The sequence below is a fragment of the Granulicella tundricola MP5ACTX9 genome (assembly GCF_000178975.2).
Lineage (GTDB): Bacteria > Acidobacteriota > Terriglobia > Terriglobales > Acidobacteriaceae > Edaphobacter > Edaphobacter tundricola.
In genome coordinates, this window is the sequence record NC_015057.1 from 59039 (window position 1) to 83729 (window position 24691).

Annotated in this window: 21 protein-coding genes; 10 read left to right on the forward strand and 11 right to left on the reverse strand. The window is 58.9% G+C overall.

Annotation, left to right across the window (positions count from 1 at the left end; all coding sequences use genetic code 11):
- Nucleotides 1-22: 22 nt before the first annotated feature.
- Nucleotides 23-1279, forward strand: coding sequence for a hypothetical protein (locus ACIX9_RS19055; protein WP_013572733.1), 1257 nt, complete (start codon nt 23-25; stop codon nt 1277-1279).
- Between the two features lie 27 nt (nt 1280-1306).
- On the opposite strand, the gene ACIX9_RS19060 is transcribed toward ACIX9_RS19055, so the two are convergent.
- From ACIX9_RS19060 to ACIX9_RS19080, 5 genes are all read right to left on the reverse strand, one after another.
- Nucleotides 1307-2272, reverse strand: a complete 966-nt coding sequence (locus tag ACIX9_RS19060) for a sugar phosphate isomerase/epimerase family protein (protein WP_013572734.1) — start codon at nt 2270-2272, stop codon at nt 1307-1309.
- Between the two features lie 88 nt (nt 2273-2360).
- Nucleotides 2361-2828: a cupin domain-containing protein gene (locus ACIX9_RS19065; RefSeq protein ID WP_013572735.1), complete on the reverse strand. Its 468-nt coding sequence runs from the start codon at nt 2826-2828 to the stop codon at nt 2361-2363.
- 16 nt (nt 2829-2844) lie between these two features.
- Entirely contained in the window at nt 2845-3720 is an 876-nt protein-coding gene (locus ACIX9_RS19070) for a sugar phosphate isomerase/epimerase family protein (protein WP_013572736.1), read from the reverse strand.
- Nucleotides 3721-3769: 49 nt separating this feature from the next.
- Nucleotides 3770-5089: a Gfo/Idh/MocA family protein gene (locus ACIX9_RS19075; RefSeq protein ID WP_013572737.1), complete on the reverse strand. Its 1320-nt coding sequence runs from the start codon at nt 5087-5089 to the stop codon at nt 3770-3772.
- Nucleotides 5090-5159: 70 nt separating this feature from the next.
- A complete protein-coding gene (locus tag ACIX9_RS19080; protein ID WP_013572738.1) occupies nt 5160-6170 on the reverse strand; it encodes a YncE family protein in 1011 nt (336 codons plus the stop codon).
- A gap of 215 nt (nt 6171-6385) precedes the next feature.
- Here ACIX9_RS19080 and ACIX9_RS19085 point away from each other — a divergent pair, with 215 nt between their 5' ends.
- The 4 genes from ACIX9_RS19085 to ACIX9_RS19100 all read left to right on the forward strand — a co-directional run bounded on the left by ACIX9_RS19085 (nt 6386) and on the right by ACIX9_RS19100 (nt 11643).
- The gene (locus ACIX9_RS19085; protein WP_013572739.1) at nt 6386-6982 is read left to right on the forward strand and encodes a hypothetical protein; all 597 of its coding nucleotides are present in this window, start codon (nt 6386-6388) and stop codon (nt 6980-6982) included.
- Nucleotides 6983-6992: 10 nt separating this feature from the next.
- Nucleotides 6993-7625, forward strand: a complete 633-nt coding sequence (locus ACIX9_RS19090) for a hypothetical protein (RefSeq protein ID WP_013572740.1) — start codon at nt 6993-6995, stop codon at nt 7623-7625.
- On the forward strand, nt 7618-9015 hold the full coding sequence (locus ACIX9_RS19095) for a Dyp-type peroxidase (protein WP_013572741.1): 1398 nt from the start codon (nt 7618-7620) through the stop codon (nt 9013-9015). Before ACIX9_RS19090 ends, ACIX9_RS19095 begins: the two co-directional genes overlap by 8 nt.
- Before the next feature lie 246 nt (nt 9016-9261).
- Entirely contained in the window at nt 9262-11643 is a 2382-nt protein-coding gene (locus ACIX9_RS19100; protein WP_232298898.1) for a TonB-dependent receptor, read from the forward strand.
- Nucleotides 11644-11705: 62 nt separating this feature from the next.
- Here ACIX9_RS19100 and ACIX9_RS19105 read toward each other — a convergent pair whose 3' ends face one another.
- Both ACIX9_RS19105 and ACIX9_RS19110 read right to left on the reverse strand, forming a co-directional pair.
- Nucleotides 11706-12227: a substrate-binding domain-containing protein gene (locus tag ACIX9_RS19105; RefSeq protein ID WP_041597975.1), complete on the reverse strand. Its 522-nt coding sequence runs from the start codon at nt 12225-12227 to the stop codon at nt 11706-11708.
- 19 nt (nt 12228-12246) lie between these two features.
- The gene (locus ACIX9_RS19110; protein WP_041597976.1) at nt 12247-12654 is read right to left on the reverse strand and encodes a substrate-binding domain-containing protein; all 408 of its coding nucleotides are present in this window, start codon (nt 12652-12654) and stop codon (nt 12247-12249) included.
- A gap of 109 nt (nt 12655-12763) precedes the next feature.
- On the opposite strand from ACIX9_RS19110, the gene ACIX9_RS19115 reads away from it, so the two are divergent.
- The 3 genes from ACIX9_RS19115 (at nt 12764) to ACIX9_RS19125 (ending at nt 17006) form a co-directional block, all read left to right on the forward strand.
- The gene (locus ACIX9_RS19115; protein ID WP_013572743.1) at nt 12764-13210 is read left to right on the forward strand and encodes a Fur family transcriptional regulator; all 447 of its coding nucleotides are present in this window, start codon (nt 12764-12766) and stop codon (nt 13208-13210) included.
- Between the two features lie 49 nt (nt 13211-13259).
- Nucleotides 13260-15497 (forward strand): catalase/peroxidase HPI, encoded by a 2238-nt coding sequence (gene katG, locus ACIX9_RS19120; RefSeq protein ID WP_013572744.1) that lies wholly within the window; start codon nt 13260-13262, stop codon nt 15495-15497.
- 459 nt (nt 15498-15956) lie between these two features.
- Entirely contained in the window at nt 15957-17006 is a 1050-nt protein-coding gene (locus tag ACIX9_RS19125; protein WP_013572745.1) for an alpha/beta fold hydrolase, read from the forward strand.
- Between the two features lie 171 nt (nt 17007-17177).
- Here ACIX9_RS19125 and ACIX9_RS19130 read toward each other — a convergent pair whose 3' ends face one another.
- Nucleotides 17178-18452 carry a glycosyltransferase gene (locus tag ACIX9_RS19130; RefSeq protein ID WP_013572746.1) on the reverse strand — a complete coding sequence of 425 codons (1275 nt, stop codon included), beginning with the start codon at nt 18450-18452 and terminating at the stop codon, nt 17178-17180.
- A gap of 128 nt (nt 18453-18580) precedes the next feature.
- Nucleotides 18581-19714, reverse strand: coding sequence for an ABC transporter permease (locus tag ACIX9_RS19135; protein ID WP_013572747.1), 1134 nt, complete (start codon nt 19712-19714; stop codon nt 18581-18583).
- A gap of 310 nt (nt 19715-20024) precedes the next feature.
- On the opposite strand from ACIX9_RS19135, the gene ACIX9_RS19140 reads away from it, so the two are divergent.
- Both ACIX9_RS19140 and ACIX9_RS19145 read left to right on the forward strand, forming a co-directional pair.
- Nucleotides 20025-21113 carry an SDR family oxidoreductase gene (locus tag ACIX9_RS19140; protein ID WP_083808528.1) on the forward strand — a complete coding sequence of 363 codons (1089 nt, stop codon included), beginning with the start codon at nt 20025-20027 and terminating at the stop codon, nt 21111-21113.
- Between the two features lie 44 nt (nt 21114-21157).
- Complete coding sequence (locus ACIX9_RS19145) at nt 21158-22720, forward strand: class I adenylate-forming enzyme family protein (protein ID WP_013572749.1); 1563 nt, start codon at nt 21158-21160, stop codon at nt 22718-22720.
- Between the two features lie 48 nt (nt 22721-22768).
- Here ACIX9_RS19145 and ACIX9_RS19150 read toward each other — a convergent pair whose 3' ends face one another.
- Both ACIX9_RS19150 and ACIX9_RS19155 read right to left on the reverse strand, forming a co-directional pair.
- The gene (locus ACIX9_RS19150; protein ID WP_013572750.1) at nt 22769-23563 is read right to left on the reverse strand and encodes an outer membrane lipoprotein-sorting protein; all 795 of its coding nucleotides are present in this window, start codon (nt 23561-23563) and stop codon (nt 22769-22771) included.
- Nucleotides 23560-24225, reverse strand: coding sequence for an ABC transporter ATP-binding protein (locus tag ACIX9_RS19155; RefSeq protein WP_013572751.1), 666 nt, complete (start codon nt 24223-24225; stop codon nt 23560-23562). Before ACIX9_RS19155 ends, ACIX9_RS19150 begins: the two co-directional genes overlap by 4 nt.
- Nucleotides 24226-24691: the final 466 nt, after the last annotated feature.

The window sequence follows — 24691 nt, forward strand, 5'->3', positions numbered from 1 at the left end:
CAGGGGCGGAGGGGTTTGCGGTATGATCCTCCGGGACGCGATGATCTCTGCCGAATCAACTCGAACGCGGTGGGTTCCTGTGAGCGAGCAGGATCACGCGGAGGTGTTGCGTGCGCTCGAAGGGGTGCTGGCCAGCCCGCACTTCTGCAACAGCAAACGGTATCCGGCGTTCCTGCGATACGTGGTGGAACAGAGCTTGTTGGGTCAGGCGGATCAGCTTAAGGAACGGACGATCGGCGTGGAGGTGTTTGGGAGGACGCCTACGTACGACACGAACACCGATACGGTGGTGCGGTATACGGCGGGTGAGGTTCGGAAACGACTTTCTCTGCACTATCACGAGGTGGCGGAGACTTCGATTCAGATTCATCTTTCCGCTCGGTCTTATCAGCCGGAGTTCCTGATGCTGGATGAGGCTGGAGAAGCAGCGCAGGTAGAGATTCCAGTTGCCGTGGTGGAACGTGTGCAGGACGAGAGCCGCCGACCGCTGTCCCCGGGTACGCCGGTTCGGTCTGGAACTGGATTGCGGAAGTGGGTGCTGCCTGTGGTGATGGTGGTGGTTCTTCTGCTCCTGGGAGGAGCTGCGTGGATGCGTCTGATGGCGCGGCATAAGGGGGACAGCCTGCATCAGTTCTGGGCTCCGGTTCTGCAGGCGAATGCGCCGGTGTTGATCAGTCCGGGGGGCGTGGTGTTTTCACAGACCTCGCGGATTGGGACGCAGGTTGCCGACCACGACGTGATGAATCCGTTTCTCTCCTTTGAGAACGGGCTCGCGATGGGGCGGGTCGCGGCGCTGGTGAACGGGATGGGCGGCAGCTATACGATTCAGTCGTCGAACGCGACGAGCCTGGCGCAGATTCGTGAGAGTCCGGTGGTGCTGATCGGCGCTTACAACAATGCCTGGACGCAGCGGCTGCTGGAGCCTCTGCGGTTTCACTTCAGTGCTCATCCGGGCGAGCAGATTGTGGATGGGGCGCAGCCTGGACGTCATTGGGTACGGGATCTTGCGCGGCCTTATTCCGAGAGCCCGGACTATGCGATTGTGGCGCGGTTTCGTAATCCTTCAACCGACAGCATGGTGGTGGCGGTGGCGGGGCTGCAGCGCTATGGTACGGATGCGGCTTCGCAGTTCATCATCTCGCCGCGCAGTTTGAATACGCTGGACGCGCGGCTGGGCCCGGGGTGGGCCGATGCGAATGTAGAGATTGTGCTGAAGGTGGATGTGGTGAACGGCAGGGTGGGTGCGCCGATGATCGAGGACGCTTATACCTGGAAGTAGCCAGGAATAAGCGTCCCGATTGCGGGGCTAGATTGCGTCGGCCTGCTGCAGATTTTTCTTCATGCCAGCCCAACTGGTGCGGGTGGATGCTTCCGGGGTGCCGCCGCCCTTCCAGTGAGTTTCCAGGTTGACGGCGTCCGAGTAACCGATCTTCTTCATGGCGCGGAACTGGGCGGCCCAATCGACGTAGCCGATATCGACGGGAGACCAGACGATTTTGCCGGTGGCGTCCTTGACGGCGTTCTTGACGTGGCAGTGGTGGATGCGTTCCTTGGGGATGGCGTTCCAGCCGTTGGGGAAGGCGTCGAGTTCGCCGCGCATGACGGCGTTGCCCGGGTCCCAGTTGAGAGCGAAGTTCTTGGCGCTGACGCCCGCGAGGGTGGTTCCGGACTCGCGGCCGGTGGCGGTGTTGCAGGCGAACTCGTTTTCAAGGACGAGCATGATGTTCTGCTGGGCGCATTTTTCCGCGGACTCCTGAAGCTTGGCGTCGATGGCCTTGCGGTAGGGTTTTACGTCGTCGATGCGCCAGAAGTCGAAGCAGCGGACCTTGTTGGTCTTGAACTGTTTGGCGAGGGAGATGGAACGCTCAAGGACTTCATCCTGCTGCTTGAAGGTGGTCTCGGCTGCGCCGTGGAGGTCTTCCTTGGAGCCGTACTGAGAGACGGGTGCGCCGGGCCAGTTGACCTTGTAGAGCGGGCTGCTGATATCGGTCACCTGCAGGCTGTACTTGGCGAGGATCTTCTGGGCTTCGGCGATCTGGGCATCGGAGACGACCTGCAGGTTCTTTCCCCAGATCTCACGCAGCTCCACATAGTGAAGGCCGAGGTCCTTGGCGATGACGTAGCAGGCGTGATCGAAGTCCTGGGAGATTTCGTCGGAGATGACGCCGATCTTGAACGAGGAGCCTGCGGCGAAGGCGCGCAGTGGAGAGGCGAGCGTGGCGGCAGCGGCAGCGGTGCCGGCGAGGAAGTTGCGCCTGGTGAGACTGGTCATAGTGCTTGAGGCTCCTTGATGCCGCGGTGGGCATGAGTCAATGTCTGAGACGATACGCCAGTGGGTAGAGCGTTGTCATAAACGGGCGTCAGGGGAGGGCTTTCTGGAGGCCGACTGCGACGACGAAGTAGTTTGCGGGCACGTCTCCAATGTTCTTGAGGCCGTGGAGGACGCCGGATGCGGTGAAGATGACGCCGCCGGCTTCAATGACGCCGCGCTGGCCGTCGCTATCGACCTGGAGCTTGCCTTCACGGATGAGGAGGAACTCCGAGTGGGTATGGCGATGCGGTGGGTGCGGCATCTGGCCTGGGGGCAAGGTGGTTTCGTGGACCTCGACGAACTCTCCCGTGGCCAGGGTGCCGTGAACGACGGCGCGGCTTGCGCCTCCGTTGGCGGAGGGCTTGGCAATGAGCTTGTCAAAAGGGAAGAGCTCAGAGTGCAGGAGGCGCGGGCCAGTTTCAGGGGCGGACGTGGGCTGGGTTTCGGCGGATGCCGTGCCGACTGATGCGAGGGCGGCGAGCGCTACGCAGAGGTCTCTTCTACTTGGATTGTTCATGCTTTCTCCCTTCGTCTCAGGCGGGGCGGGAGTAGCCCATACCGGCCAGCGCGCCGCGCATGTACGCGAAGCTGCCGATGACGCCGGGCATGGGATCGTCACCGTGGACCTCGTACTCCAGATCGACGAAGCCCTGGTACTTGGTAGCGATGAGGGCTTCAAAGATGCCGCGGATGGGGATCTTGCCATCGCCGACGGCGACCTGGCTCTCCTTGACGCCAAGGTCTGTGAGGTCCTTGATGTGCATGTTGAAGAGGCGTGGGCCAACTTCGTGAATGGCCTTGATGGGGTCCGTGCCGGCGCGTTCGGTGTGGCCGACGTCGATGCAGCAGCCGATGCGGGGGTCCATGTTCTTGATGAGCTTGAGGATATCCAGCGGCGACTGCCAGAGCTTGTCTTCCGGGCCGTGATTGTGGATGGCGAGCTTGATGTCGTATTCCTTGACGAACTTCTCAACGCGCGGGAGGCTGGCCGGGGTGGGGTCGCCTGCGACGATGACCTTGATGCCGGCACGTTTGCAGTACTCGAACTTGGCGCGGATGTCGTCGTCTTCATCCTTGGGGAAGTAGATGGCGCCGGCGGCGTGGAGCTTGATGCCGGCGGCGGTGTAGTCGGAGACGGCGGCTGCTTCAAGGGTGGGATCGGTGGGGAGGTGGTCCTTGATGTCCTTGACGTTGAGGTCCGAGACGTTCAACTGCTTCATGTAGCCGATCATCTGGGCGCGGGTGAAGTTGCGGAAGGTGTAGCTGGCCAGGCCGAGCTTGATGGGCGAGGGAGTGCCGTCGTGAACGGCGGGCTCGGCCATGGCTGGGAGAGTGGGAGCGACGGCGCAGGTGACTGCTGCCAGGGCGCTTGAAGCGAGGAAGTTGCGGCGGGTACTGGTGGAACTCATCGGGATGGAACCTCATGGCTGCTGCGGTTTAGGTAGGAAGGGCGGCGGTTTAGAGGTGCGGCGCCCAACCTTTTTCGTAGTCGCGGCCCCAGAGCTTCATGGCCTCGGAGTCTGCCTGGATGTGGGCGTTTGCGGGATCGAGCTTGAGTTCGCGATTCATCTCCCAGGCGACGTTCGAGAGCTGGAGCATGGTCACGGCGACGTTGCCGACGGCGATGGGTGCGTTGAGCTTCTCGCCCTTCTGCACGCCTGCGATGAAGTTGGCGAAGTGGGCGTCGGTCATGGAGTCCGCGCCGACGAGATCGGCGGAGGAGGTCTTCTGGCCTACCTTGAACTCGCTGGTCTTATTGCCTTTGAGGTCGTAGATCTCGTAGCCGTCACGATCAACGAGGACTGAGCCCGTGGTGCCCATGATGACCGAGCCACGGTCGCGGTTGTAGTACTTCATGCCCTCACAGCATTTGCCTTCCCAGGAGATCATCTTGTCCGGGTAGGTGAAGCTGGTGACGAGCGTGTCGTAAAACTGCCAGTCGTCCTTGAAGTGGTAGCGGCCTCCGCTGGAGGTGATGCGCTCCGGGAAATCGACGCCGAGAGCCCAGCGGCAGACGTCCACTTCATGGGTTCCGTTGTTGAGCGTTTCGCCGGTGCCGTAGGTGCGGAACCAGTGCCAGTTGTAAGGCTGGAGGTTGTCCTTATAGGGTTGGCGCGGTGCGGGTCCCTGCCATAGATCCCAGTCAAGCTGCGCTGGCACAGGAACTTCCTTGCCTGTGCCGATCGATTTGCGCACGTTGCTGTACCAGGCTTTGGCGAAGTAGGCGTGGCCGATGAGGCCGTTGTGGATCTTGTCCACGATCTCAATGGTGTGGGGCGAGGAGCGCTGCTGCGTCCCCATCTGGACGAGCTTGCCATACTTCTGCTGGGCCTGGACGAGCAGTGCGCCCTCTGCCGGGTTATGGCTGCAGGGTTTCTCCACGTAGACGTGCTTGCCCGCCTGGAGGCCGGCGATGGCCATGGGAGCATGCCAGTGGTCCGGCGTGGCGATGGTGATGGCGTCGATCTCTTTGAGCGCGAGGATGTGGCGGAAGTCTTTGTCCGTGGCGGGAGCGGTGCCCATCATCTGCTCCGTGGCGCCTGCGAACTTCTTCAGGGTGACGCTATCGACGTCACATACATGCGTGATGCGTGCCTTTGCCTTGTTGGCCTTCAAGGCGGACAGGTGGGCGTAGGCCCGGCTGTTGAGGCCGATGACCGCGAAGTTCAGGCGATCGTTCGACCCCATAATCTGTGCGTAGCTTTTGGCTGTCGATGCCACGGCGAGTGCAGCCGTACTAGTTGTTGCTTTCTCCAGAAACTCACGACGTGTGATCATCAAGCGCCCTCTCGACTGGTCATCATAACGTTTGTCTCGCGGGTTAGGCGAGTGGGTTGAAGAAAAGATCTTATTGCGCCCAGGCGAGGCCGTCCGCTCCGGCTCCTGCCTGCAGGATGGACTGGACCTTCCAGGTGGCGAGATCGATGACGGCGACTTTGCCGCCGCAGGAGACGTACGCTGCCTTGCCGTCGGGACGGATGAGGATCTCGGTCGGGGTCTTGGGGACGTCGATGGTGGTGGTGACCTTCATGGTCTTCAGGTCGATTACGGCGACCTGGTTGGTTGGGCGCAGGGCCGCCAGGAGCCAATGACCGTCGGGGGTGGGTGCGGTTCCGTAGGCGATCTCCGGCAGCGGAATCCAGCTTTGCAGCGTGTTGGTGGCCGTGTCGATGACTGCGAGTTGAGGTTTGGTTTGGTCCGCGGTGAAGACCTTGCGGTCGTCCGCGGAGATGGAGATGCGCTGGGTTTGGGCAGAGATGGGGATGATCTTGACGGTCTTGCGGGTGTTGAGGTCAAGGACCGAGACGGTGCCGGGACCGACGTTCGCGGTATAGCCGAAGCGGCCGTCATGCGAGATGGTGAGCATGTGGGATTGCTCCTGGCCCGTGGGGATGGTGCCTACTATTTTCAACGACTTCGGGTCAATGACGGTGATGGCCTTGTCCAGTTCAGTGGTGACGTAGAGGAGGTTGCGTTTTTTGTCGAAGATGGCGCAGTGAGGGCGGACGGGGTGGCCGAAGTCCACGGAGCCGATGACCTTGTGGGAGGGGACGGAGACGACCGTCATCGTCTGGCCGTCCGTGCCGGGTTTGCCTACGCCGGAGTTGCCGTAGATGGGGATGAAGGCGGTGCGGCCGTCCGGGGTGAGGGCGAGTTCGTGGCCGGTTATACCGCCCACGTCCACTGCTGAAGCCGCGCCGGAAGAGGCTGGCAAAAAGCTGACGTTGTGGTCTGCCTGATTGACGACGAGCAGGGTGCCATGGGCGCTTGCCTCGGTATGAGCTTGAGCCCAAAGAGGTTGCATCATGGCAAGGCAGGCGATGAGGGTCAGGAGTCGCGAAGAGGAGGCGATTTTCATGTCCGGGAAGCATAGCACCGGGGATACAGGGTTAGCTTTGCTGTGCCTCGCGGATGGTATCCCGGTGGGCTGGCAGAAAAAATATTTGCAAGCCGTGACATCTCTGGCATACTTCTCTCGTTCCCCTGATACTGACTCGAATGTGCTGCTGATGCGTCGGTCGGCGGGAGAACTCTCTATGGGGCCCCTATTTGAATTTTCTTCGGGAGGCCCTGATGAGCAATGTCAACGGCAAAGTCTATGCAATGAATGTCATCACGCCGATGCGGCCGTGGAAGACGTTTGCGCTGCGGGCGATCTTCTTTGCGCTCTGGCATATCAAGCCGTTACAGAGTGACCTGATCAACCTTTCTTTTATCGAGTTTGCGCGGTGGGTGATCATCCCGCGCCGCCGTTTCCCGCATCTCGGTCACGGGCAGGAAAAGGAAGATCTGAAGTATGACTATCTCCTCTTTTTTAGTAACTTCAACGGGACCTGGAATCAGTACATCGACGCGTTCTCCGCGGTTCTGAGCAAGGGGCTGAACCTGATCTGGCGGTGGAGCGATAAGTTTCCGGGCTCGGTTCCGGTGACTCCGTTCAAGGAGTACATTGCGCGAGTGCAGTTCGACACGGACTACTACTACACTGCGTATCCTCATGCGACGGCGAATGATTTGAAGTCGGCCCATGTGGTTCAGGAGGCGTTCGACGCGCTGAGTACACAGGCGCAGGGGAGCACTCCGGAGCAGTTTGCAGAGGCGTACCGGGATTTTGTTTTGCAGGTGCAGTGCCATCTGGGAGAGACCGGCGAAGCGCCGGTAGCGTGCTGAGAGAGAGACCATGCCCAATCAAAGCGGTATCTTGTATGGCCTCACGATCCTTTCGCCCATCATTGATGACGAGCGGGCGACGCCCTCGCACGATCTGCAGATTCGCAAACATCTGGCGGGATTGCCGACTGATCAGCACAGTCCGTTTGCGCTTGCGGCCGGGACGCATCTGGCGCGGATCGCGGTGATGGACGATGTGATCTACGTCGGGATGCCGTCTTGCGAAGAGCATCTGAAGTCGAAGTACCTGGTCTTTGAATCGAACTGCGATGGCGATCTGGAGGGCTATCTCGGGGGGCTGGCGGATGCTGTGCCGGAGCAACTGGACGCCATCTGGAGCCACTGCGTCGGGTATCCGGGAGCGGCGGACCGGTGGGCGTTCATCCAATACATGAAGTCCTGCCAGCTCGATACGACGTTCTACTTTGCGGCGATCAACAACAAGACGCTTCCGCAGGCGCTGCGTGCGCTGTATACCCAGCATGCGGTGACCAACTTCATTGCGTCGCATCAGGGCATGGCGCCTGCACAACTACAAGCTGAGTTCCTGCAATTTACGCAAGACCTGGCGTCCGAGCCGACGCCTCCAGCGGGTTCCATGGGGCCACATCGCGGTATTAAGACGGGTGGGCGAAATGAGTAAGTTGAACGCGACCGACATCCAGGGCTTCGTGCTGCGTGGATATAACCTTCCGCTGGCTCGTTACTATTTTCTCCACTTTGAGGACTCTGTACGAGCTCGTGCGCTGCTGTTGAAGCTGCTGCCGAAGATCACCACGGGCCAGACGTGGGACGGTGGCAAGCCGCAGAGCACGCTCAACATTGCGTTTACTCATCCCGGACTGGCAGCGTTCGATCTGCCTGACGCCACGCTGCTGAGCTTTCCGGTGGAGTTCCAGCAAGGCATGAAGAAGCGTGCCGCCATCCTGAACGATACCGGACGCAATGCGCCGGAGCGGTGGGACGAGTGCTGGACGGAAGGCCTCGTTCACGCGTGGGTCGCGGTAAATGCGATGACGCCGGCGGCACTGGCCTCTGGGCATGCGGAGTTGATCGGGTTGCTGGAGGAGGTGGGCGGTGCCACGATACTGGCGACGCAGGATGCCGCGGCTGCCGTGGCCGGTGGGAAGCCTACGACGAAAGAACATTTCGGGTACACGGACGGCTTTGGCAATCCGGATTACCTGGGGGTGGAGCGCTCCGTGCAGCCTGGGCAGGGTAAGCTGATGCCGGATGGAAGCTGGGCGCCGCTTGCCACGGGAGAGCTGCTGCTGGGCTATGCGGATGAGGCTGGTGAGCTGCCGGTCGCGCCTGTGCCTCACCTGCTGGCGAGCAATGGCACGTTCATGATTTATCGCAAGCTACATCAGAACGTGGCGACCTTCCGCAAGTTCCTGGCGGACGAGGCCGGGCGCTATGGGGCCGGGGATGACTATTCCAAAGAGAAGCTGGCCGCCAAGCTGATCGGCCGTTGGCGTGACGGGACGCCGATAGAGCTTTCGCCTGACGGACCTGACTTTGCGCTGACCCAGGACCCGAACCGCAGTACCAACTTCACGTACGGCGGGGATGCAGACGGTACCCGTTGTCCGATGGGTGCGCACATTCGGCGCGTGCATCCGCGGGACGCGTTCGGGTTTGAAGGCAGGCTGGTGCATCGCCGCAGGATCACGCGGAGGGGACTGCCCTACGGCAGGTTTGCTGGCGAGAATGAGCCGGTGGCCGACACCGACGATCGCGGCGTCGTCTTCATGGCGCTCAACGCCAGCATCTCGCGGCAGTTCGAGTTCGTTCAGCAGCAGTGGATCGAATATGGGAACGACGCGCATCTGGGCAACGACAAAGACCCTCTGATGGGCAATCATGACGGCAGCGGTCGCTTCATGGTTCAGGGCGACAGCAGCAAGAGCAATCCTCCGCATTTGTGCCGTCATCTGCCCCAGTTCGTCGAACTGCGCGGCGGGGATTACTTCTTCCTGCCCAGCATCACGGCGTTGGGCATGCTGGCGATGGGCCTTGTCGATCCGCGTTAGTGGATGGCGTTGACCATGCGTGTTGAACCGAATAAAATCGTTACAGCGAGGCATTGACCTTCGCCGCAGAAGATCGCCGCTCATAAGCTAACGGGCTGCCCGTGCAGCCTCCTTTCATATCCCCTTCCGATTAAGAATCCTGATCAGGATCCAGGAGGGCCCTGCCTCACAAGGAGCCCCATGCATTCCAGCGCTGTTGTTCGACCTCTGATTTACCTTTCCCTTATCTCTACTGCTGTTGGTGCGTTGGCCCAGAGCTCCCAGGTGGCTGGAACCGTGAAGGACCCGGAGCGGTCGCTGGTGGGCAGCGCCGTCGTCACGCTGGAGGAGATGCAGAGCGGCAGACTGCAGAAGACGGTGACGGATGCTTCCGGGCAGTACAGCTTTTCAGCTGTGACCGCAGGCAAATACCGTCTGGTGATTAAGAAAGACGGCTTCGCGCCGATTGTGATTGCGCCCCTGACAGTGGCTGAGGGGCAGAGCGTCAACCAGGATGGAACGTTTGACGTGGCCGGCGTTTCCTCGCAGGTGACGGTAAATGGGAATGCCACCGGCAGCTCTGAAGATGGCTACGCGGTCAGCAAGGTGAATCGCGGTGTCATGGGCGATGCGCCGGTCGTCAACCAGCCTTATACGATAACGGTGATTCCCGCAGACGAGATTGCCAATACCCAGGTGAAGAACCTGCGCGACACGATCAAGTACCTGCCGCTGGTCTCGTTTACCGAGCAGCAGGGGCCTGAGATTCTGCGGCCGGCCACGCGCGGCGTTCAGGGTTCGATCGCGCAGAACACGCGCATGGACGGTATGTCCATTGCCATTACAGGCGGCAACCCCATGGAGCAGTACCAGGAGATGCAGGTCGAAAGCGGACTGGGCGCGGCGATGTACGGCCCGGCGAACCCTTCCGGTATGTTCGACTTCGTTCTGAAGCGGCCGACCGAAGAGCGCACCGCAAACATCTTTCTGGAGCAGGACTCCAGCTCCATCGGCACTGTGTATGGTGACTTTGGTGGGCGTCTGGGGCCGCACAAGATCTTTGGTTATCGCTCCAATTTACTCTTCGGTGACGGCACGCAGTTCGTCGCGGAGAGCCGTCTGCGCCGCCGCCTCGCGGAGTTTGCGTTCGATCTGCGGCCCACGCCGGCCACGACGATCGACGCGCACTACAGTGTCTATGACATCGTCCAGCGTGGCTATCCGGGCTGGTTCAGCTATGGTCCTTCGTCCAAGACGAACGTTGCTGCGGCGGACTTCATTCTGCCCTTAGCACCGGACCCCACGCGCGTCGGCTTCGGGCAGGCTTATGCCGGCGTCAACCTGACGACGCAGTCCACCAGCGTTCGAGTGCTGCATGACTTTTCGCCCAACTGGCACGCCACGGCGGGTGGAACGGCGCAGAGGCTGGACCGCTTCATCGATACGCCTGTGAACACTATTATGGATAACGCCGGGGACTACAGCAGTTCGCTCAGCAGCGGCTTTGCTCCGCGCTTTGGGGTTGAGAGCGATCTCGGTTACATCACTGGCGTCATCAAGAAGTGGGGCATCAAGCAGGATGTGGCACTGGCCAGCGAGGGATATCGCTTCAACCAGTACAGCTATACCGCCAACTCGGCTGCAAGTCTGTTTCTGGGTCTTGCAAACGTCAACAACCCGGTGGTCTTTGCTGCGCCGACGGTTGGCTTGCCCCACAACAGAGGGCTCTATCAATCGGCCGTGGTTCATCAGCAGGGCTTTAATCTTGGTGATCTGATTACCTTCCCCGCGCACATTCTGGTGCGGGTTGCGGCCAGCCAGGACTTTATCGGGGTCGATAACAACTCGGCCACGGCGAGGACCAGCGGCTCGAATAAGCAGGGCATCAGCCCTTCGGCCAGCGTGCTGTACAAGCCGACGACGTGGTCGACCGCTTATGCAACCTACGCGAGCAGCCTGCAGCAGGGTGATCTTGCGCCGGTCAGTGCAACGCTCGTCAACTCCGGCGCTGCGCTTGCGCCTTATCGCAGCAAGGAATGGGAGCTCGGCTTCAAGACTGACCTGCATCCGCTGGCGATCACGACCGCACTCTTCCGGCTGGAACGTCCTTTCGCCGACACCCTTTCCTACAACGGCAGCACGACGCAGAATATCTTCGCCATTGCAGGGCAGCAGGTGAACTTTGGCGCTGAGATCTCCGCGCAGGGCACGCTGTTTCGCCGCCTGTTGATCGACGGCGGATTTACCGCGCTGAATGCCCGGCTGAACGATACGAATGTGGCGTCGACGGAAGGGAAGCGCTTTGTCGGTATCCCCTCGTACAAGTCGAACTTCCTGAGCGAGTATCGCGTGCCGGGCATTGCCAATCTCAACATCACGGGTGATTGGCAGTTCGTCGGCAAGCGTCCGCAGGATGATCAGAACCTGCACACGACGACCGGCTACAACACGTTTGATTTTGGGTTCCGTTACTCGCGTCCGGTCTTTGCGCGGGTGGCGACGTTGCGGTTCACCTGCGACAACATCACGAACACGCGGTACTACTCGACTATCTCCGCTGGCGATATCACTGGGGCCAATGCCAGTGCGAACCTGGCGCATCTAGGATCGCCGCGCACTATTTCAAGCTCACTCCAGTTCGCTTTCTAAACGGCGTAGCAGTGAGCGAGACCCGGCAGCGTCAAGCTGCCGGGTCTCTTTATTGCGAACACTTAGCCACGCAATGCAGGAACTGCTCCGGGCGGGTTGAAGCGATGAGTCGCCAGGAGCTTCTGCGCCTCGTCACTGCCAAGCCAATCGACGAAGGCCGCCGCACCTTTAGGGTTCGCTGCGTTGTTCAAGGCTGCTGCGTAGAAGATCAGCGACTCCGGATTGAAGGTCCTGTTGTTGAGGTTGAGCTTTAGATCCGGGTGCAAGGCGTGCAGGTTATCGCCGCTGAGGTTGATGTCGGCAGGCAGCGAGAGATAAGGCAGGTGTGACCACTCTGGACCTACGCCGTAGGAGGCGCTCGCGTCGAGTTCGCCGGCTGCGAGCCGCTGCTGGGTGTCACCGCCGGTGAGGATCTGCTGCGGATTCATCAGGGGGCCGGCGATGCGTTCAAGCAGGTCGGGTTGCTGATACTTCTTTGCTGCGAGCATCAGGGTGAACAGGATGGCACGGCCGGAAGGGTCGGCTGCGGGGTTCGAGCGGACCAGGCGAAGAGCGGGCTGCTGCAGGACCTGCCACCATTCCATCTTTCCCTGTGATACTGCTTCAAACTGCTCTATGAACCGGCTCTTCGGGCTGTAGACAATCACCAACTCTGTACGGGCGAAAGGCCACCAACTCTGTACGGGCGAAAGGCTTCGCCACCTGGGTTTTGCCGGCGCTCATCACGGTCAGCATCGGGCCTGCAGTAATAGGGATGAAGACGTCCGCCGGCAGGCTGCCATCGATGATGGACTTCGCCACCGCATCGGCTCCCTGTGCGTGAACCCGCAGGTTCAGCTTCGACGACGCAGCCACGGCAGCACGCATGGGACCTTCCAGCATGGGACGAACGGAGCCCGCACAGGCCACATCCAGAAAGGGAATATCCTGAGCCAATAGGTCGAGCGGCAGCATGGAGGCTGCCGCTGCAAAGGCTGTGTCTTTGAGCAGGGTGCGGCGGGTGCCAATCATACGTGTTGGACGCTTTATTTCTGACAAAGGCCGCAGAGGGATCGCCGGTTTGATTGCCTCATTCGGCATCGCTTGACGTGCGATATAAATTATCGTTTACTAGCTCTTGATGCAGACTTTTCAAACTGAAGAGACCCGTCCCTTTCGTGAACTGTGTGCGGACCACGGGCTTACCGTGACCCACCAGCGTCAGGTCCTCTATGAGGTGATGCAGACCATGCCGGGGCACCCGAGCCCGGAAGAGGTCTACGCACGCGTCAAGAGGCGTATCCCTGCGATCTCTCTTGCTACGGTCTATAAGAATATTCATCTCTTCGTTGAGAGAGGCGTTCTCAAGGAAGTCAGCATGCATCACGGCTCTCTTCGAGTCGAGCTGAACAGCCACCTTCACCACCACATGGTTTGCTCCCACTGCAAAGCCATCACGGATCTCGACGAGAAGGATCTTGGCGAACTACCTGCATTGCAGAGCTTGCCCGGAGGCTTCCAGGCAGAACGCTATGCCATCGACGTCATCGGAATCTGTGCCGCGTGCCAGAAAGCGAAACGCAGCTGATCCGACCACCCGCAAACAGTTTCCCGGCAACGAGAACGAAGGAGTAACAATGTCGAACGAAATGAAGTGCCCTGTGCCGCATGGCAACAACCCCTCGATCACCAGCACTGAGACGGAGTCGCCCATGCATGGTGCGGTGACTCACAACTCGCGCAAGATCCAGCGTAACGAGCACTGGTGGCCGGATCGCCTGGACCTTGCCGTCCTGCACCAGAATAACAAGCTGGCTGATCCTACCGGTGCAGACTTCGAGTATGCCAAGGAGTTCAAGACCCTCGATCTCGACGCCGTGATCAAGGACCTGCACGTTCTCATGACCGACTCGCAGAGCTGGTGGCCTGCGGACTACGGCCACTACGGCCCCTTCTTCATCCGCATGGCATGGCACAGCGCCGGCACCTACCGCACCTATGACGGCCGCGGCGGCGCGGGCATGGGCACGCAGCGGTTCGCTCCGCTCAATAGCTGGCCGGACAACGTAAGCCTCGATAAGGCTCGCCGTTTGCTTTGGCCGATCAAGCAGAAGTACGGCAAGAAGATCTCCTGGGCCGATCTCATGATCCTCACCGGCAACGTCGCGCTGGAGTCCATGGGCTTCAAGACCTTCGGCTACGCTGGTGGGCGTGCTGATGTGTGGGTTCCTCAGGAAGACATCTTCTGGGGTACGGAGCACACCTGGCTCGGCAGCGACCGTTACCAGGGGGACCGTGAGCTGGACAAGCCTCTTGCTGCTGTGCAGATGGGGCTTATCTACGTGAACCCGGAAGGCCCGGACGGCAAGCCGGATCCCGTAGGCTCCGCGCGCGATATCCGCGAGACCTTTGGCCGTATGGCGATGAACGATGAGGAGACCTTCGCGCTGATCTCCGGCGGTCACACCTTCGGTAAGGCTCACGGCGCACATGATCCCGGCCCCAATGTCGGTCCCGAGCCGGAAGGCGCACCGATCGAGCAGCAGGGACTTGGCTGGAAGAACTCCGTGGGCAAAGGCAACGCGGAAGACACTATCTCTTCCGGTCTTGAAGGCGCCTGGACGTCCAGCCCTATCAAATGGGATAGCGAGTACCTCGACAACCTCTACAACTACGACTGGGCACTGAAGAAGGGGCCTGGCGGTGCATGGCAGTGGTACGCCGTCAGCGAGCCGGCCAACATTCCGGATGCACACATTGCGGACAAAAAGCATCTGCCCATGATGTTTACCTCCGACATGGCGCTCAAGTTCGATCCCGAGTACGAGAAGATCGGCAAGCGCTTCCAGGCGAATCCCGATCAGTTCGCAGATGCGTTCGCTCGCGCCTGGTTCAAGCTGACCCATCGCGATATGGGTCCCATCGAGCGCTACCTCGGTCCGCTGGTTCCCAAGGAGCGTTTGATCTGGCAGGATCCCGTTCCGGCCGTCGATCACGAACTGATTGGGGAGGCGGAGATCGCCGCACTCAAGAAGATCCTCATCTCCGGCTTCTCCATCTCGCAACTTGTTTCGACTGCCTGGGCGGCTGCCTCGTCCTTCCGCGGCTCCGACAAGCGCGGGGGAGCCAACGGCGCACGTATCCGCCTGGAGCCTCAGAAGAACTGGGAGGTCAACCAGCCGGTTGTTCTTGCGAAGGTCCTCGCGACTTTGGAAGAGGTCCAGAAAGCCTTCGCAGAATCCACCAGCAAGAAGGTCTCGATTGCTGATCTGATTGTTCTTGGCGGCTCTGCTGCTGTTGAGGAGGCTGCGAAGAAGGCTGGTTACGACGTGACCGTTCCCTTTGCTCCCGGCCGCACGGACGCCTCGCAAGAGCAGACCGACGTGGAGGCCTTTGAGCCGCTCGAACAGACGGCCGATGGCTTCCGCAACTACCTCCGCCTGGGCCACAAGCTGCGCGCAGAGGAGTTGTTCATCGATCGCGCCCAGCTGCTCACGCTAACCGCGCCGGAGATGACGGTCCTCACCGGAGGGCTACGTGTCCTCGGCGCGAACTACAAGCAGTCCAAGGACGGCGTACTCACCAACACACCGGGTACGCTGACCAACGACTTCTTCGTCAACCTTCTGGACATGGCCACGGAGTGGAAGGCCTCGACCACTGCGGAAGGTCATTTTGATGGTCTCGATCGCGCTACCGGCGAAGTCAAGTGGACAAGCACCCGTGTCGACCTTGTCTTCGGCGCCAACTCTCAGCTTCGCGCAATCGCGGAGGTCTATGCAGCGTCTGACGCGAAGGAGATCTTCGTGAAGGACTTCGTGGCTGCATGGACCAAGGTCATGAACCTTGATCGCTACGATCTGCGTAAGTCATAGGTCGTCCATCGCACCTCGATTCCGCAATTCAAAGGGCTGCCGCGAGGCGGCCCTTTGACTCTATGTCATGCAATGAAGAGCGGCGGCTGGTACGACGTTGTGAGTGCAATTTTGTAAGTCTCGCTCCCATGAAGATGGCGAGGCGACCTAGTGTAGGTCTATGAGGGTGGTATCGAACTTTTCATAGGCTCATGCGAGTCTTGCGAAGCGCACGGCTTATGCGAGCTTCGTGTGAAGACCTAGCGTTTGGGCAGGAGGATGACGCCTCTCTTTGCTATCGGGTGCTTGACGGCTTCAAGCTAGATGCCGTACGGGTTGCGGGGGGGGGACGAGGACCAACACACGTTGTTCTGAGCGTGGAAGGATGAAAGAATGTTGTAGGTGTTGTACGCGGTATGGGTTTGCGGCTTGCATGCAAAGGCTTCAAACTCAACAGCTACATTTTAAGGAGAGCAGTACATGGTCCGCACGTTGTGGCTGTTGATTTTAGCTCCCTTGCTTCCGGTTGTGGGCTTGCTCTATCAGTGGATTGGGTTGCGGTATGACCGAAGGCGTTTTCTTCGGTTAGGACGATTGGTAGACATTGGGAAGCGCCGACGGCTTTTCATGATGGAGATGGGCGACGAGGCTGGCCCGTCGGTGATCTTCGAATCTGGAATCGGATCAACGAGTCAGAATTGGGCCCGGATTCAAGAGTCCGTGAGTGAGTTCGCGCACACGGTTTCTTACGACAGGTTGGGGTTGGGTTGGAGCACCCCGGCGGTGTCGGAGCGCATTCCTTCCATGGTGGTGCAGGAGTTGCGGGCGATGCTGCAGGCAGCCGGCATCGCACCGCCTTACCTCCTGGTGGGGCATTCATTTGGTGGATTGGTCGTTCGGTATTTTGCGGCCGAGTATCCCGATGAGGTGATAGGCGTGGTGCTTGTGGATGCAATGCGCACCGACGAGTGGCCCCCTGTAGATGAGTCGCAGCGCAAGCTGTTAGATCGAGGGGTGCAACTCACACAGTGGGCTGTGCCGATTGCCTATTCGGGTCTGGCACGACTAACGACCATGTCGTTTCTACATCGATCCGGCAGATTCACCAACCTCTTCACGCGCGTGACTGGTGGGCGCGATGTGCTGGAGCGGGTGACAAGCGAATTGAACAAAATGCCATCAGCGGTATGGCCGATCGTGGCAGCTCACTGGTCGAACCCGGCCTATTTTCGCGGTATGACGGCGCATATCAAGGGAGTTCCTGCGACTGTAGCGGAGATGCTCGAGGCGACCCCCATTGTGGGCATGCCGGTGGTGTTGTTGACGCCGGGGCATCCAAAGGCGATTTCGGACACGGACTTGCGGAAGATCGGACTCGATGCGGAGCAACTGATTGCGGAAAAGAGCGGGCACTGGGTGCATCTCGACGAGCCGGAGTTGGTGATTGAGCAGATCCGCGAAATGATCACGGTTGTGAGGACTGGATCTCCATGCAAAGACACGATTGAGGAGAGCGTCTCGGCCGATTGATGGGTGTGCCGATATGTCAAATCTGGTGGGCCTTGTCCGTAGCGAACCGCGGGCATTGCGACGGCATCGAGTTGACAGAGTGCAGGCACGCACAGCCGAAGATGGTGAAGAGAAGCCAAGCAGAGCGGCTGAACGTGTGGCGACCGGCTCTTCCGTTCTAAATGAGGCGGCTCAGGGGTTGAGCTGAGTTGGGCGGATGTGCAAGACCTGTTCGATAAGGTCTGCAGCGCGGTCTGGCCCATTCAATGTCTGGATGGTTTTCTGTAAGACCTGGGCTGCTTCACGATACTTGCCATCTTCAAGCACGAGAAGGACCGCTTTGCGAAGCCGGGCCAAGTTTAACGTGTGTCGTGAAACCACTACGCATGCTCCACGGGCCCTTAGCCTTGCAGCCACTCCGGGCTGGTCGTTGGCGAGAGGTATGGCCACCATTGGTACTCCTTCCGAGAGAGATTCCAAGACTGTGTTGATGCCTGCATGTGTGATCACCAAGGATGCCCGCTTCAAGATCTCCAACTGGGGAACAAAACGCACTACCAGGGGGTCGCCGGCCAACTTTCCCAGTCGTGCCGGATCAAGGCCGCCGCCCAGAGAAATCACCAACTGTGCGTCCAGTCCGGCACAGGCATCTGTAATCGTTTTGAAAATGGATTCCGAACCGTTCTGCAGAGTACCCATGGAGGCGTAAATGATTGGCCGTCCATCGAGGCGTTCCCAGGGAAAGTCGACAGGAGGACGCTGTTGAGCGTGTAAGAATGGCCCCGTGTAATAAAGCCCAACTGGGTTTTTGCCGGAAATCTCGAACTCCAGCGCCTGAGGCAACTGCGTGATTTGCGCTATCGGTGATAACCCGTCTTCGGGATTTGTTAAAGGCTTCAGCCCCCATTCGATGCGCTGCTGATTTACTTCGTTGAAGATGGGAGAAGCAATTCTCAGAAGGAACCTAATGGCAAGACGATTCCGGAAGCGGCTGAGCCGATCCTGGCCTGCCGACCAGCCGAACCAGAAGGGCGGAAATCGATCATCGGGAAGAAGGGGAGGAAGCAGGGCGATGGAGATCCAGGACAGGCCTAAATGATCTGCCACGTTCCCAGCAAATTCGGCCTCGTCGACCAGCAGCGTTTCTACATTCGCTAAGCGGACCGCCTGTGGACCATCGCGCAGGATCATCCGCGTCGAATTTCTAATCCGGGCCAAGGTGAATCGAAAGGCCGCAATCCCCTTTAGCCGGGCTAAGTGCTCGTCCAGCATTTTGAGGGTTCCTGGCGGATAGTCTTCGGCCCCGATCTGACAAAACTCGATACCCGCCGCACGCACAGTCGCCTCGGTGTCTGCGATCCCGAAGATCACTACCTCATGGCCTCTCAGTTGCAAGGAACGTGCGAGCGCAGTCATCGGATAGAGATGACCGGTTCCCGGAAAACAAAATGCCCCGAATCTTGCCATTTGCCCCTTTGCTTTTATGAATCGGTACAGGCAACCACGGCGGAATGCTCCGATTTTCTATCGGCATTGCCATCCTTGGCAGCGACAGGTTTCGCGGCTGAGATCGGACGAAAGGATTGCGCGATCGGCTAATCGTGCCTAAGCGCATCAACTGGTGAAAGCTGCCCTGCGCGCCACGCTGGAAGCGCTCCCGCAATTAAGCCGGCGAACACCGCGATTCCTAGCGCCTCGGCCAGGAGTGGCAAATGGAGTGACGCCGAAACGAGACTCGCGGTTTGTGGCAAAGCGGCCAGCACTCGCAAACCGCACCATCCTACGGCGATACCTACCAAACCCCCGCCGAGGCCGAGTGCAACTGCTTCAATCTCAATGTGGGCCAGCACCTGCCAGCGGTTCCATCCTAGAGCGCGCAAGATGCCGATCTCCCTCGTGCGCTCAAAAACAGACATTGCCATGGTGTTTGCGATTCCCAGTACGCCGATGAGGAGGGCGAGCGAAGAGGTACCCCAGGCCGAAGCATGGGCCAGCTTGACGAACTGATTGTCGCTGGCGCGTTGAGCTGCGGGGACAGCTCGCATTCCGGGTAGAGCTGCTTCGATCTCAGTCTCAGCATGCTTTAAGTATTGTTCCGAAGCCTCTCCGCGGGGAACTGGGCGCAGCCGAACATCAATCGTCGAAACCTTGCCTTGCAGGCTGCTCAGCTCTTGCAACTGATCAAGCGGCATGACGACCGCGGACGCTTCAAGGGTTGAAGCTCCGTGGTAGATAGCGGTTACTGCGAAAGGCTTTCCCTGGATGTCAAGATTGTCGCCCGGGGCCTTTTTCAGATTCTGCGCGAGCATGTCGCCGAGCATGACCTCTGCTTGGCCATCGCGAAAGCGCCGCCCACTCAGAATCTGTAGAGAACTAAATTGAAACGCATCCGCCTTCCAGCCGTATACCAGGGCATTCACGTCCGGGGTCAGATCCATCAGGTTGAAGATGGTGGGCGACGCCTGCGCCACGTCGGGCAACTTCAAGAGCTTTGCTGTCGTCGACTCGTCCATCGAAGTGTTAAGAAAGGTGCCCTGGATCACGGCGATGTCAGTGCCGCTGCTGGAGTAAATACGCAACCATTGCTGTTCGAAGGCACTCGAAAAACCTACGAGGCCCACGAACGCGCCAACCGCTGTTCCTATCCCCGCCAGGGTGAGCAAAGTTCTCATCCGCCGGCGGAGCAAATTTTTGAAAACAAAACCCGTAAACGACAATGATTTGGCCATGAAACTGAAATACATCCTTTGTCTTCGCTTGAAGAAAAGTTGAGTTGCTGGTCTGTCGCAATGTATTGACTGCGCCTATTCAGAATATGACGTTTACAGCGTCACTGCCGATTTCGACTCTGGTCCGCCGCATGCCTTCGCTATTGCGACGTAACTCTCTCCATCTCAAGACCGGGCGCAAGGGCTTTAGACCGCCGCAGGCTATACTTGATCCTAGCGCAGGCTTCGTATAAGCCCCTGCGGTCATGATCCCCGGCCTTCCTTTCGTACGTGGACCAAGGACGGTTTTGAACTGAATAACGAAGAGATCATTTTAGTTACGGGCGCAACTGGCTTCCTTGGAGTGCAGTTGGTGCGCGAACTTCTGGAGCGGAAGCCGAGCGCTACACTGGCGCTGCTTATCCGCGATACGGCCACCCAGTCCGCTCAGCAACGTGCGGATGCCTTCATCCCTTTGGCGGAGCGCTCGCGGGTCAAGGTTTTTGCCGGTGACGTTAGCCAGCCAAATTGCGGGCTGGATTCCGCTGCCTACGACCGCCTCTTGGCTGAGACCACCCGAGTGATCCACTCCGCGGCTACAGTGCGGTTCGATCACACGCTCGATGAGGCCCGTCGCACTAACGTCGAAGGGACACGGCATATCCTCGATTTTGCAGGGGGGGCGCACCAGCTTCGGAGCTTCGCCTATGTTGGCACAGCTTACGTTGCCGGCGAACGATCGGGCCTAGTGCGCGAAGACGAGCTTGTTGTCGGTCAGAGCTATCGCAACACCTACGAACAAACGAAGGCGGAGGCGGAGGCCCTCGTCCAGTCGCGTCTTGCTTCGATACCCGGCATGATCCTGCGTCCCAGCATCATCGTAGGGGACTCCAAAACCGGCGTTACCTCCAGCTTCAAGATGATGTACTGGCCGCTGAAGATCTACGCTCGACGCCTTTGGCGCACCGTCCCTGGCTACTCGGACGCGGTACTCGACATCGTGCCCGTGGATTTTGTGGCCAGGTCTGTCGTTCAACTCCTGTTTGATGAAGCCGCCCTGGGCTGCACCGTTCATCTCTGTGCCGGACCGCTTGCGAGTGCGACTATCCAGCAAGTTGCACATCGTGCGATGGAATACTTCAACGGTCCCGAGCCGCGCTTTATCGATCCGAAGATCTTCTTCGCCCTCGTGCGGCCGCTTCTGTTCCTCTCTTTGTGGGGGCGCAAACGTCGTGTGCTACGCGACGGCAGTGCTTATCGTGATTATTTCACCATGCGCATGCAGTTTGACACCAGCAATGCCGAACGCCTTCTGCGGCCCGCCGGGGTGAGTCCGCCACCTGTACTCGATTATCTCGACCATCTTTTCCACTATTGTGTGGCCAGCGATTGGGGCCGAAAGTCGATCTCTACGCAATGAGTATCATTCAACGTTATCGACTCGCGCGTGACAGTGGAGTCACGGTGGCCAATCTTGTCGATGAACTCGTTCGTCAAAAGGGGGATTGTGAAGTCGCCGTTCACGAAAGTGGCGTCTTTCATCTCTCCGACTTGCACAATGAAGTTTGCGCCATGGATACCTTTTTGCGGCAGGCCATTGCGCTTCGCCCGGGGCAGCCGGTTGCCATCTATCGCAGCAACAATCGGGAATGTTTTCATTGGTTTCTTGCGATCATTCGCGCCGGAGGCATTGCGGTTCCGTTGAACCCGCAACTATCGCTCGTGGAAGTGCGTAGGATTCTTGCCGATAGCGGCACAGAGATTCTTATCACCGACAGGATGGTCTTCGAACGCAACGTTGGTGACCGCCAGGCTCTTGAAGTACGCACCTGGATACAAGCTGATGACGAGAAGGAAACGCTCGACGGATTTCTGCGCCTCTCCGAGATGGGTATGCCAGCCTCTCCAGTCATCATCGATCCATCCGCAACGGTTGCTATCTTTCATACTTCCGGTACTAGTGGTTTCCCCAAGGGGGCGGCCCTGTCCAGCAATGCGCTACTCGGAGCGCGCGCGTCCACGGTACTCTCCGGGCTACTCTTAGGATCGCGAGACCTTGCGCTGATAGCCTTGCCGTGGTCACACATTATGGCCGTGAGCATTGCCTTATATGGCCTCATGGCCGGGATACGTGGGTGCTTCCTTGAACGCTTCGATGTCGAGGCTGCGCTGGACCTTGTTGAGCGCTTCCACGTCACTGCCTTCGTTGGCGTACCAACCATGTTTGCCCGCGTGGTCAATAGCAACCCCGCGCCCGCGCGCCTGGCGAGTGTGCGAGTTTGGCTGTCTGCAAGCGACCATCTTCCTTCTGAGGTTCGTGGGCGACTGCGCCAGTTCGGAGCGCTCTCCTGGCTGTTCGGTCGGCGTATACCGCCTGTGATCCTGAATGGCTATGGTTTGGTTGAACTGGGTGGACTCGCCATGATGGGCATTGAACTTCCATTGCTGCGCGGGAGTGGCGACTTGTGTTTCCCCGTACCACCATTTCATATCCGCCTGGTCGATGAGAAAGGCCAGACTGTGCCAGTGGGGGTTACAGGTGAATGTCAGATTCGTCGACGAGGTCTCGCCCCACATTACTGGAAAGACAAGGTGAAGGACGAGGCTCAGGGCCTTCTTACCCGGGACGGCTGGTTACGTACCGGTGACCTGGCCACGCGCAATCGCCTTGGGCTAATCCTGCTTGTGGGGCGAACAAAGGATGTGATCAAGTCGGGTGGCTATTCCGTGTACGTTCGCGAACTGGAAGAGGCGATTCTGGCCCATCCTGCTGTGGCCCGCGCGGTAGCCTTCGGTCTCCCCCACTACGAAAAGGGTGAAATCCCCGTGGCCGCCGTTGAACTGCAGACCGGTTCTTTTTGCGAGGAAGCCGACCTGGTGGATTGGTGCCGCAGCAATCTTGCGGCTTACAAAGCGCCCCGGCGCATCTGGATTCTTGAGCCCGGCGCCCTGCCGCAGAATCATAGCGGCAAGTTTCTTCGGCGAGTCTTAAAAGAACGATTTACCGATGCTGTTCCACTGAAATAGCCGCTTCCACCTTACCGGTCCCCGATGTGCAACTTAGGAAGAGGTGGGTCATGGCTGATCTTCAAAGTGGCTGATTTTCTCAGGGCTGAAATCCCTGATGTTCAGGTTTGCTCTCGTACTTCCGTGCTCGATGAGCAGGAGGGTCAATCCAGGCCGGCCACGCACCTTCACTCCCACCTGTCTGGCCGCCCAAACTCCACCCGACTGGGTCAAACCAGAGTAGGTAAATTCTTTAACGCCTGCTGCATCCTTCGGTGTTTTTTCAACATAGACGGGGTAGTTGATGTTGTGATCGAGCCACGTCTGGACCTCGACATAGTGCGAACGATTCGATCCTTCGGGCACACTCTTCAGTACATCGCAATCGTGAACGCCGAATTTATCACTTCTGAGGATTGTTTGGTTCTGCCAGTAGAACTCTGGCTGCAAAAAGTCTTCATAGTTGAAGTCGCTACCGAATACGCTCTCACTCCACTTATCAAACGGTAGTAAAGCTGGAGCGGACTCGTGTGGCCGGAAAATTTGAATCGTATTCTGGCCGTTTGGCCGCATTTCAAGCAAGATACTGACACGCGCGTCTTGATTCGCATTCTCCGCCGGCGTCCGGGGCGGGACGATCTCAATGAGCGCGCGCAGAACGCCTGGGAACCAATGCGCCTCAAGGGTAAATGCATTGCTAACCCTCTTTCCATTTGCATTGACCCGAACGAGGTGCCCGCTGGCACGAGAATCCGTGGCTTCAACGCGCTGCCGTGCAATTGCAATTGCCGCTCGAGCGTCTACCGCATGCGCAGAGGTTGCTACGCAGAGCATTGCCGCAGCGACAAAGGAGGCGAGTCTCATGGCATGATCCTTCCATCGTGGATTCGAATGTGACGCGGTGCGGAGTTCGCGATCTCAGGCTCATGTGTAATGACAATGAGCGTCATGCCGCGGGTCTTCTGGAGCCCGGTCAAAATTTCCATAATTCGCGCCGAGTTCTTGCTGTCCAGATTTCCAGTGGGCTCATCCGCAAGCAAGATGGAAGGATTATTGGCGAGCGCCCGAGCAATTGCAACGCGTTGTCGTTCTCCCCCGGAGAGTTCATTGGGGTATTGGCGCATTCGAGACTCCAGCCCTACTTCGCGCAGCAGCGCCTCGGCGCGTTTCTCGCGATCGCTGCCGCCGTCTCCCGTGGCGAGCATCGGAGCCTGCACATTTTCGATAGCACGCAGGGTGGGTAACAGGTAAAAGGACTGGAAGATGAATCCGACATGATGACAGCGATACTTGTCGAGGCTGATTGAAGAGCCTAAAATCGCGCCTCTAAACTGAACCTCGCCACTGGTGGGAGTATCAAGGCCGCCCAGTAGGTGGAGCAGGGTAGATTTGCCGCTTCCACTGTGTCCGCTGATCGCAACGAACTCGCCAGCGTCAATCGAGAGATCGATGCCGCGAAGAGCCTCGATTCGCCCTTGATCATAATTCTTATGCAGGTTGCATACTTCCAGGATGGGATCAGCCATGTCGAGACCACTAAACCTTAGAAGGTCGTGCTCGGAACGACCCCGAAAATGTCCCAGCAGTCAGTTGGGCCCGTACGACAATGCCCAGCAAGTAGTCTCTTAGCGGGCGGGTAAATATGAACTGAGTAACGAATGCGCCGTTCGCTATGCTCGTCCTGAAAAATCTTGTGAGTGCTTGAAGACGTAGCCGACCTGAAGTCTTCAAGGCAAAGTTTACTAAGGACAATTTAGAGCCCATGCGGTTGGGTGCTTCCTATCATGTTCAAAGTGAAGTGCCTGCTATCCCTGTGAGCGTCGCTGATTTGATTCTTAGACTACGAAAGATTCCTAGTCGATTGGCTCTCGGGCAGCTAACATTCCCGCCAATGCTGTATCGAGCGCAGCTTCATTCTGTTCAGAATACCTCATATGGCTCCAGGGGCGTTCACTGCTCTTACAAGTCCTGCAGAACGTACCGGCTATACCG

Coding starts and splice junctions, on each gene's coding strand:
- ACIX9_RS19085 (WP_013572739.1), top strand. CDS start 6,386: ATGAGCAATGTCAACGGCAAAGTCTATGCAATGAATGTCATCACGCCG.
- ACIX9_RS19065 (WP_013572735.1), bottom strand. CDS start 2,828: ATGAACAATCCAAGTAGAAGAGACCTCTGCGTAGCGCTCGCCGCCCTC.
- ACIX9_RS19135 (WP_013572747.1), bottom strand. CDS start 19,714: ATGGCCAAATCATTGTCGTTTACGGGTTTTGTTTTCAAAAATTTGCTC.
- ACIX9_RS19080 (WP_013572738.1), bottom strand. CDS start 6,170: ATGAAAATCGCCTCCTCTTCGCGACTCCTGACCCTCATCGCCTGCCTT.
- ACIX9_RS19110 (WP_041597976.1), bottom strand. CDS start 12,654: ATGATTGGCACCCGCCGCACCCTGCTCAAAGACACAGCCTTTGCAGCG.
- ACIX9_RS19105 (WP_041597975.1), bottom strand. CDS start 12,227: ATGGAATGGTGGCAGGTCCTGCAGCAGCCCGCTCTTCGCCTGGTCCGC.
- ACIX9_RS19115 (WP_013572743.1), top strand. CDS start 12,764: ATGCAGACTTTTCAAACTGAAGAGACCCGTCCCTTTCGTGAACTGTGT.
- ACIX9_RS19090 (WP_013572740.1), top strand. CDS start 6,993: ATGCCCAATCAAAGCGGTATCTTGTATGGCCTCACGATCCTTTCGCCC.
- katG (WP_013572744.1), top strand. CDS start 13,260: ATGTCGAACGAAATGAAGTGCCCTGTGCCGCATGGCAACAACCCCTCG.
- ACIX9_RS19095 (WP_013572741.1), top strand. CDS start 7,618: ATGAGTAAGTTGAACGCGACCGACATCCAGGGCTTCGTGCTGCGTGGA.
- ACIX9_RS19125 (WP_013572745.1), top strand. CDS start 15,957: ATGGTCCGCACGTTGTGGCTGTTGATTTTAGCTCCCTTGCTTCCGGTT.
- ACIX9_RS19055 (WP_013572733.1), top strand. CDS start 23: ATGATCCTCCGGGACGCGATGATCTCTGCCGAATCAACTCGAACGCGG.
- ACIX9_RS19150 (WP_013572750.1), bottom strand. CDS start 23,563: ATGAGACTCGCCTCCTTTGTCGCTGCGGCAATGCTCTGCGTAGCAACC.
- ACIX9_RS19070 (WP_013572736.1), bottom strand. CDS start 3,720: ATGAGTTCCACCAGTACCCGCCGCAACTTCCTCGCTTCAAGCGCCCTG.
- ACIX9_RS19130 (WP_013572746.1), bottom strand. CDS start 18,452: ATGGCAAGATTCGGGGCATTTTGTTTTCCGGGAACCGGTCATCTCTAT.
- ACIX9_RS19155 (WP_013572751.1), bottom strand. CDS start 24,225: ATGGCTGATCCCATCCTGGAAGTATGCAACCTGCATAAGAATTATGAT.
- ACIX9_RS19060 (WP_013572734.1), bottom strand. CDS start 2,272: ATGACCAGTCTCACCAGGCGCAACTTCCTCGCCGGCACCGCTGCCGCT.
- ACIX9_RS19075 (WP_013572737.1), bottom strand. CDS start 5,089: ATGATCACACGTCGTGAGTTTCTGGAGAAAGCAACAACTAGTACGGCT.